9 protein-coding genes are annotated in these 8178 nt (G+C 76.5%); 3 read left to right on the forward strand and 6 right to left on the reverse strand.

Features of this window, described 5'->3' with window-relative positions; all coding sequences use genetic code 11:
- Positions 1 to 264: 264 nt before the first annotated feature.
- Positions 265 to 849, reverse strand: coding sequence for a hypothetical protein (locus ABEB16_RS13635; RefSeq protein WP_345712788.1), 585 nt, complete (start codon positions 847 to 849; stop codon positions 265 to 267).
- A complete protein-coding gene (locus tag ABEB16_RS13640) occupies positions 846 to 1166 on the reverse strand; it encodes a hypothetical protein (RefSeq protein WP_345712789.1) in 321 nt (106 codons plus the stop codon). Before ABEB16_RS13640 ends, ABEB16_RS13635 begins: the two co-directional genes overlap by 4 nt.
- Before the next feature lie 138 nt (positions 1167 to 1304).
- Here ABEB16_RS13640 and ABEB16_RS13645 point away from each other — a divergent pair, with 138 nt between their 5' ends.
- Positions 1305 to 2336, forward strand: a complete 1032-nt coding sequence (locus tag ABEB16_RS13645; protein ID WP_345712790.1) for a hypothetical protein — start codon at positions 1305 to 1307, stop codon at positions 2334 to 2336.
- A gap of 12 nt (positions 2337 to 2348) precedes the next feature.
- On the opposite strand, the gene ABEB16_RS13650 is transcribed toward ABEB16_RS13645, so the two are convergent.
- Both ABEB16_RS13650 and ABEB16_RS13655 read right to left on the reverse strand, forming a co-directional pair.
- Entirely contained in the window at positions 2349 to 3101 is a 753-nt protein-coding gene (locus ABEB16_RS13650) for a maleylpyruvate isomerase family mycothiol-dependent enzyme (protein WP_345712791.1), read from the reverse strand.
- 32 nt (positions 3102 to 3133) lie between these two features.
- Complete coding sequence (locus ABEB16_RS13655; protein ID WP_345712792.1) at positions 3134 to 3601, reverse strand: PPOX class F420-dependent oxidoreductase; 468 nt, start codon at positions 3599 to 3601, stop codon at positions 3134 to 3136.
- A 170-nt stretch (positions 3602 to 3771) separates the two neighbouring features.
- Here ABEB16_RS13655 and ABEB16_RS13660 point away from each other — a divergent pair, with 170 nt between their 5' ends.
- The gene (locus ABEB16_RS13660; RefSeq protein ID WP_345712793.1) at positions 3772 to 5766 is read left to right on the forward strand and encodes a putative bifunctional diguanylate cyclase/phosphodiesterase; all 1995 of its coding nucleotides are present in this window, start codon (positions 3772 to 3774) and stop codon (positions 5764 to 5766) included.
- Between the two features lie 72 nt (positions 5767 to 5838).
- A complete protein-coding gene (locus ABEB16_RS13665; protein ID WP_345712794.1) occupies positions 5839 to 6696 on the forward strand; it encodes a DUF2971 domain-containing protein in 858 nt (285 codons plus the stop codon).
- A gap of 23 nt (positions 6697 to 6719) precedes the next feature.
- Here ABEB16_RS13665 and ABEB16_RS13670 read toward each other — a convergent pair whose 3' ends face one another.
- A complete protein-coding gene (locus ABEB16_RS13670) occupies positions 6720 to 7370 on the reverse strand; it encodes a response regulator transcription factor (protein ID WP_345712795.1) in 651 nt (216 codons plus the stop codon).
- On the reverse strand, positions 7361 to 8178 hold an 818-nt coding region (locus ABEB16_RS13675; RefSeq protein WP_345712796.1), incomplete at its 5' end, for a sensor histidine kinase. The genes ABEB16_RS13670 and ABEB16_RS13675, both read right to left, overlap by 10 nt.

Below are 8178 nucleotides of genomic sequence, written 5' to 3' on the forward strand. Positions count from 1 at the left end.
ACGTTGGAGACCGTGCCCACCGACACCCCGGCCCGCGCCGCCACCTCCACCATGCTCGGGGCGAGCCGTCCGGAGCGCGCTCTCCTGACCGGTTCCACCCCGCCGATCCTAGGGGTCCGCCCGGCGGCGCCGACGGTTTCTCCGACCCCCCGACGCGTGCACCCGACACCTCCTCGGCCCGGTCGCCCCGCCTCGGCTCCGCCGGGACGCGCACGCCTCGGCGACCTCGGGCGGCGGGTGGCGCGCCTCCCGACCCCGCGGGGCTCAGGCCTCCGGCGGCAGGCCGAGGGGGCGCTTGTAGTACCCCCAGGGGAACGTCATCGTCTTGACCAGCGTCCAGCCCTCGGCCTCCAGGCGGCCGCGGGCACCGGGGCTCCACGGCTGGCGGTGGTGCTCCCACTGCGTGTCGGAGGCCTCCAGCAGGTGGTAGAGGGTGCCGTAGTCGACGACGTGCCAGCCGCGGCGGCCGCGCTCGGCGAGGAGGGGCATCTCGTCGAACGCCGTCACGGGTGAGAGCAGCACGCGCTCGCGCTCGCCCGCGGCGTCCTCGGGGGCGGGGCGGGTGGGGGTGGCGAAACGCTGCTGCGCGGCCTGCTTGCTGACGCCGAGGAGCCTGCCGAGGGTGTCCCAGCTGTGCCCGGCGCCGCGGGCCCCGGCGACGGCCTCGCGCAGCAGCCTGCTGGACTCCTCGGCGGCGACGCGGGTGGCGGCCACCAGCCGCAGCGCCGCGTCGGGGTCGCTGCCCAGCGCCTCGCGCAGGCCGGCGGGGGTGGCCAGGACGGCCTCGGTGACGGCCTCGCGCAGCGCCTGCGCCTCGGCCTCGGTCAGCGGGCCGGTGGCGGTGCTCACCGGCGGCCGCCCTCGCGCGCGGCGGGGCCGAGGGGTTCCAGGGCGTCGAGGACGGCGGCGTCGCGGCGGCGGGCGGCGGCCCGGCGGGCGAGCAGGTGCCCGACGAGGGCGGCGAGCGCGACGATGGCGGCACCTCCCGCCACGGCGCCGACGAGGAAGCTGAGGACGTCCCCGCCCTCCAGCGCGCCGGAGACGACGGCCACGACGACACCGGCGGCGGCGACCGCGGCGAGGCCGAGCACGAGCGTGGTGCCGAGGGAGCGGGACCGGGCGGTGGGCCGGGCGGCGGGTGCGGTGGGGCGTTCCGGGGAGGTCATGCGTCAAGAATGCCTTGACCACCGAGTGTCGTCAAGACTTTCTTGACCCATCGGGTCCGCGTATCAGCCCCCCGCCCCGCACCTCCTCCCCCCGACCGGTCCGCGACGGCGACCGGAGCCGACCGAGGAGGAGCCGACATGGCCGCCAGGAGCACCCGCATCGTCCTGCGCAACCGCACCGACCAGGACCTGACGCTGACCGCCAGCAGCCTCGCCCACGGTGAGTGGAGCACCCAGCCCCCGCTGAACGTCGGCGGGCACGCGGACGCGGAGTGGGCCTCGGAGTCCGCAGGTTTCCTCACCGGCACCGAGGGCAGCGCGACGTTCGCCGTCGGCGGCGACGGCTCGAGCCTGCGCATCGACTGGGACAACCCCTTCGCCGGCACGAACAAGTACGCCGTCGACGTCAGCCCCGGCTACGCGCTCTACCAGAACGGCTGGTCCGGGGAGGACGCCGTCGTGGAGTACGTGCTGGAACCCTCCACGTTCCGCGCGACGAACTTCCGGCCCTCCACCCACGGGTTCCCCTACCCCAACAGGTGGGACGAGGCGCCGCTGACGACCATCGACCTCGGGGTGGCGAGCATCCCCGTCGGCAACGCCGCGCTGGGCCTGTGCGGGGGGATGGTCTACACCGCGCTCGACCACTTCGGCGCCGGTCTGCCCGTCCCCGCCGAGCGGCCGGTCCCGGCCGCGCCCGGAACACCGCTGTACGACCACCTCGTGAGCCGCCTCGTCGACAGCTTCGACCTGCCGGACCTGCCCGTCCGGCTGCTGGCGGTGATGAACCCCGCATACCCCGACACCGGCAGCGCGGGGAACCCGCTGGAGGGGCGCTCCGCCATCGTCCTCAAGGACGCCTGGCCGCAGATCCGGCAGTGGGTGGACGCCGGCTGGCCGGCGCCGGTCTGCCTGGTCCAGACCATCTCCGCGAACCCCTTCGACCTCGGGCTGAACCACCAGACCTGCGTGTGGGGGTACCAGATGGACGGCACCCGGGTCACGCTGTTCACCTACGACCCGAACCTGCCCGGCGACGACACCGCGAGCATCGCGTTCGACGCCTCCGACGTGCTCAAACCCCCCAACATCGCCGTCAGCAGCGCCGGGCAGTCGCCGGTGTTCTGCTTCTTCCCCACCGCCTACACCCACCGGCAGCCGCCGGTGTGAGCGGTTCAGGGGCTACCGCGTGGCGGCGGACAGCGCCCGGCGCAGCGCGTGCAGCTGCGCCTCGTCACCGGTGAACCCCAGCCGGTCGGCGCCACCGCGGCCCCACGCCCACAGCAGCACCGCGTCCGCGGGCCCGGCGAGCCGGGCGGGGGCGTCCGAGGCGCCCTCGGACACCTCCGCCCGCACCCCCGCCACCCGCACGTCCCAGGTCCGCCCCGCGGTGCTCACCGCGACGTGCACGGCGAGGTCCTCCCCCACCCCGGCCGCAGCCCCGTCCACCGCGAGCCACACCGGCAGGAACGCGGTCAGCACCTCGTCCACCCCGTCGGCGGCGAGCACCGTGTCGACGTCGGAGGGCAGCCCGGCGGCCTGCTCCACGTCGACGCGGTGCACGAGGGTCTCCTGCGCCATCCGGCGCTGCCAGAAACCCGTCGTGGCGTCACCCGGCCACCACGACCAGGCCGGGCGCCCGGGGTCGCCGTCGATCTCACCGCGGACGTCGGCCAGGGCCGCCTCCAGCCAGGGCAGCAGCGCCGCGTCGTCGTCCGGCCAGTCGGAGCCCACGTCCTCGGGGGCGCGCCGGCCCAGCCGCACGGACTCCGCCTTGTGCCGGTAGACGGCCCCCAGGTGGCGCACGACGTCGCGCACGACCCACCCCGGGCAGGCGGGCACCGGCCGGTCGAGGGCACCGGCCGCGACCGCGGCGAGGCGGGCGGCGTCGGAGCGCAGCGCGCCGAGGTGGGTGGCGGCGTCGAGGCGGGTCACGGGGCCAGCCTGCCCGAACCCCGGACCGCCCGTCAGCCGCCCGCCAGGCGCGCCGGGAAACCACCCGTGGCCACCGGGCCCCAGCGCTCCGGCGTGACCCGCAGCAGCGACTTGCCCTGCTCGGCCATCGCCCGGCGGTACTCGTCCCAGTCCGGGTGCTCGGAGCCGAAGGCGCGGAAGTACTCCACGAGCGGCTCCAGCGCCTCGGGCATGTCCAGGACCTCGGCGCGCCCGTCGACCTGCACCCACGGGCCGTCCCAGTCGTCGGAGAGCACCACGAGCGTCACGGCCGGGTCGCGGCGGGCGTTGGCCGTCTTGGCGCGCTCGGGGTACGTGGAGATGACGAACCGTCCCCCGGGGTCCACCCCGCAGGACACCGGCGAGGCCTGCACGCCGCCGTCGGCGCGGCGCGTCACGAGCAGCACCCGGTGGCGGGGGCGGCAGAAGTCCAGCAGCTCCTCGCGGCTGACGGCGCGGTTGGTGGCGACGGGTCGGCTCATGCCGGCCAGGTTAGGAGCGGGACCGCCGCACGGCCCGCTCACCGGATCGCCGCGCGGGTGGCGCGGTGGCCGAACGGGTGAAAGCGCGCCGGCACCCGGGAGGAACCCCTCCCGGGTGCCGATGGGACGGGGGACCAGCGCGAGGACCACGGCGGCGAGGAGGTGCGGCGATGACCCCAGCACAGGTGCGGCACCGCCGGGGGCCGCTGCTGCCACGGCTGCGGCGCGCCGCGCACGCGCACCTCACGGCGCGGCTGGCCACCGTCGGGCTCGTGCTGGTCCTGCTCGTGCTGACGGCGTTCACGGTGACCGGGACGGTCGCCAACGCCCGCGCCGCCGACGAGGCGCAGCGCAGCGCCCTCGTCTCGTCGTGGTCCGAGCAGGCCGAGGAGTCCCTGCTGGCGCAGGAGGACCTCGCCGACGAGCTCGTGGCCGAACCGGACGGGGAGACCCGCGCCGAGTACGAGGCCGCCGGCGAGGCGACCCGGACGGCGCTGCGCGAGCTCGGGGCGGTCCCCGAGACCGACCACGCCCGCTTCGTCGCCGGGTGGCTCGCCCTGCACGACCGCTACGAGCGGTCCGTGGAGGCGCTGCTCGCCACCGCCGCCGCGGACCCCGCCGCCGCCGAGGCCTTCGAGGAGGCCAGCGTCGACCCGCACTACGACGCCATCGAGGCCGTCGTGCAGGCCGAGGCCGACCGGCACTGGGCGGCGGCGCGCACCTCGCTGGCGGACATGGGCCGCACCCAGCACGTCCTGCTCGTGGCCACGCCGGCGGTCTTCGGGGTCGGGCTGCTCATGCTGGGCACCTTCCTCGCGGCGCTGACCCGCAGCCGCCGCGAGACCGCGGCCAAGGCGGAGGAGAACCGCCACCAGGCGCTGCACGACGCCCTCACCGGCCTGCCCAACCGCACCCTGCTGCAGCAGCGCACCGGCGAGGCGCTGCGGGCGGCCGCCGACGGCGGGGCCCCGGTGGCGCTGCTGCTCGTCGACCTCGACCGCTTCAAGGAGATCAACGACACCCTCGGCCACCACTACGGCGACGTCGTCCTCGTCGCGGTCGCCGAGCGGCTGCACCAGGTGGTGGGCCGCGAGGGCACCGTCGCGCGGCTCAGCGGCGACGAGTTCGCCGTGCTGCTGCCCGCCCGCGCGGAGGCCGCCCTGCGGATCGCGGAGGAGGTGCACGCCGCGCTGGTGGCGCCGGTGGAGGTGGACGGCGCCTTCCTGGGGGTCGAGGCCAGCATCGGGGTGGTCGACGGCGACCCGGGCCTGGACGACGTCGGCACGCTCTTCCGGCACGCCGACATCGCCATGTACGCGGCCAAGGGGCGCGGCCTCGGCGTCTGCCGGTACGCACCGGACCTCGACGGCCACAGCGCCGAGCGGCTGCGGCTGCTGGGCGAGCTGCGCCGCGCCGTCGACGAGGGCGAGCTGGTGCTCCACTACCAGCCGAAGGTGTCGCTGCCGGGCGAGCGCGTCGAGGGCGCCGAGGCCCTGGTGCGCTGGCAGCACCCCCGGCACGGGCTGCTGTTCCCCGACGCGTTCATCCCGCTCGCCGAGCGCACCGCCCTGATCCGCCCGCTGACCCGCTGGGTGGTCGACGCCGCGCTGCGGCAGTGCCGCTCCTGGCTCGACTCCGGCCGCGTGCTGCGGGTGGCCGTCAACGTCTCCGCCCGCAACCTCTCCGACGACCGCCTCGCGGACGACGTCGCCGAGCTGCTGCAGCGCTGGGGGGTCCCGGCGTCCTGCCTGGAGCTGGAGATGACCGAGAGCGCCATCCTGGCCGACCCGGCCCGCGCCCGCGCCGTGCTGGAACGGCTCGCCGCGCTCGGCGTCGTGCTGTCCGTCGACGACTTCGGCGCCGGCTACACGTCGCTGGGCCACCTGAAGAACCTGCCGGTGCACGTGCTGAAGGTGGACCGCTCGTTCGTCGCGGCGATGGGCACCGACCGCAGCGACGCCCTCATCGTGCGGTCGATCGTGGAGCTGGGGCACAACCTCGGGCTGCGCACCGTCGCCGAGGGCGTGGAGGACCGCGACACCGCCGAGCGGCTCGCCGCGCTGGGCTGCGACGAGGGGCAGGGCTACCTGTGGAGCCGCCCGCTGCCCGCCGCGCAGTTCGAGCGGTGGGTGGACGCGGCGCGCCCCGTCCCCACCGGCTCCTGATCCCGCCCGGTCCCGGGCCGGGGGCGCCCGCTCGGCTCGCCGGTCCGCGGGGACCTGTGCCTACCATCAGCGGTGGGCGAGGACGGTGGCGGTCTGCTGTGGCACTACACCGACCTGGCGACCCTGATGGCGATGACCGGGGGCGAGGAACCCGGCGGGCTGGGCCGCGCCACCGGCGGGCGGGCGCCCGGCGACCGCGTGCCCTGCCTGTGGGCGGCGCACTTCGAGTACCTCAACGACTCCCGGGAGTTCCACTACGCCCGGGATCTGCTGCACCGGGCGCTGACCGACCTCGACGGCGACGCCGAGCGGCGCGCCGCGCTGCACCGGCTGCGCGACCGCCTCACCGAGCCGCAGGAGATCGACCCCGCCGCAGGCCCGTTCATCGTGTGCCTGTCCTCGGCGGAGGACTCCCTCAGCCAGTGGCGCGGGTACGGCATGTCCCGGCGCAGCGTGGGGTGCGCGATCGGGTTCGACGAGCGGGCGCTGGAGGGGCTGGGCGCCGAGCGGCACCGGGTGCGCTACCTCGGGGACGAGGACGGGGCGCGCTGGATCCGCGACAACCTGCCCTACTTCGCGCAGGACCACGCGGGGGGCCGCTCGGAGGAGCAGGCGGAGCAGGACCTCTACTACGACCTGTTCGGCTACTCCGCCCAGATCAAGCACGTCTCGTTCGCCGACGAGCAGGAGGAGCGGTTCGTGTGGCGGCAGGACGGCGGCCACCGGCTGTGGTTCCGCACCAGCCGGTTCGGGATGACCCCGTTCGTGAAGATCCCCTTCCCCCGGCTGCGGGAGGCGGTGCGGCGCATCCGGGTCGCACCGACGCAGTTCACCGAGCACGCCCGGGTAGCGGTGGCGGCGTGGGCGGCGCAGGAGGTCGGCGAGCACGTCGAGGTGCTCTCCAGCGACAGCCCGTTCCGCGGCTGGTGAACCCGCGGGGCCGCCCACCGCCGTCAGCCGCCCCCACCGCGCAGGTGGGCCAGCACCGCCAGCACCCGGCGGTTGAAACCCCCCTCGGAGGGGATGCCGAGCTTGTCGAAGATGGCGGCGGCGTGCTTCTCCACCGCGCTCTGCGAGACGTGCAGCCGGGCCGCGATGCTGGCGTTGCTCAGCCCCTCCGCCATCGCCGCCAGCACGTCCCCCTCCCGGCCGGTCAGCTGCGCCAGCGGGTCGCGCTCCTGGCGGGTCAGCAGCTGGCGCACCACCTCCGGGTCGAACGCCGCCCCGCCGGCGGCCACCCGGGCGAGGGCGTCGAGGAACTGCCCGACGTCCACCACGCGGTCCTTGAGCAGGTACCCGACGCCGCCGCGGCCGTCGGCGAGGAGTTCGTCGGCGTAGCGGCGCTCCACCCACTGCGACAGCACGAGGACACCCGTCCCCGGCCAGCGCCCCCGCACCGCCACCGCCGCGCGCAGCCCGTCGTCCGTGCCGCCCGGCGGCATCCGCACGTCGACGACGGCCACGTCCGGGCGGTGCTCGGCGACCGCCGCGAGCAGGGCGTCGGCGTCCCCCACCGCCGCCACCACGTCGTGGCCCTCCTCCGCCAGCAGCCGCACGACGCCCTCGCGCAGCAGCGCCGAATCCTCCGCGACGATCACCCGCACGGCAGCACCGCCTCCACCTCGGTGGGCCCGCCCGCCGGGGAGCGCACCGCGAACTGCCCGTCCACGGCCGCCACCCGCCGCGCCAGGCCCCGCAGGCCGCTGCCCGCGGGGTCGGCACCACCGGAGCCGTCGTCGCCGACCCGCACCCGCAGGAACCCCTCCCCGCCGCGCAGCTCCACCACGGCGCTGCCCGCGCGGGCGTGCTTGGCGACGTTGGTGAGCGCCTCGCAGACGACGAACCACGCCGCCAGCGCCACCGCGGGCGGCGGCTCGGCGGGCACGTCGGCGACCACCCGCGTCGGCACGGCCGCACGGGCGGCGAGGTCGCGCACGCAGACCACCAGGCCGTCGGCCTCCAGCGCCGCCGGGTACACCCGCTGCACGACGTCGCGCAGGTCGGCCAGCACCCGGCCGGACTCCTCGTGGGCCTCGGCGAGCAGCCGGGCCGCCCGCTCCGGGTCCGCGCTGCGGCGGGCGCGGCCCAGCAGCACCCCGAGGGCGACGATCCGCTGCTGGACGCCGTCGTGCAGGTCCCGCTCGATGCGGCGGCGCTCCTCGTCGACGGCGGCGACCACCGCGGCCCGGCTGGCGGCCAGTTCCGCGACCCGGCGCTCCAGGGCCAGGCGCGGGTCGGGGTCGAGGAAGCGGCGGGCGCTCTCGCGGTCCAGCGCCAGCAGCGCCGTCGCGAGCTGCCACGACAGCAGCACGCCCGCCACCCCCACCCCCGTGCTCACCGCGAACACGTAGCCGTCGATGCGCCCCTGCAGCAGCAGCGCGGCGGGGTAGCCGAGGTAGGCCAGCGACGGCG

Origin of the sequence: Kineococcus glutinatus, from assembly GCF_039542765.1 — a bacterium.
In the GTDB taxonomy this organism is placed as follows: domain Bacteria; phylum Actinomycetota; class Actinomycetes; order Actinomycetales; family Kineococcaceae; genus Kineococcus_A; species Kineococcus_A glutinatus.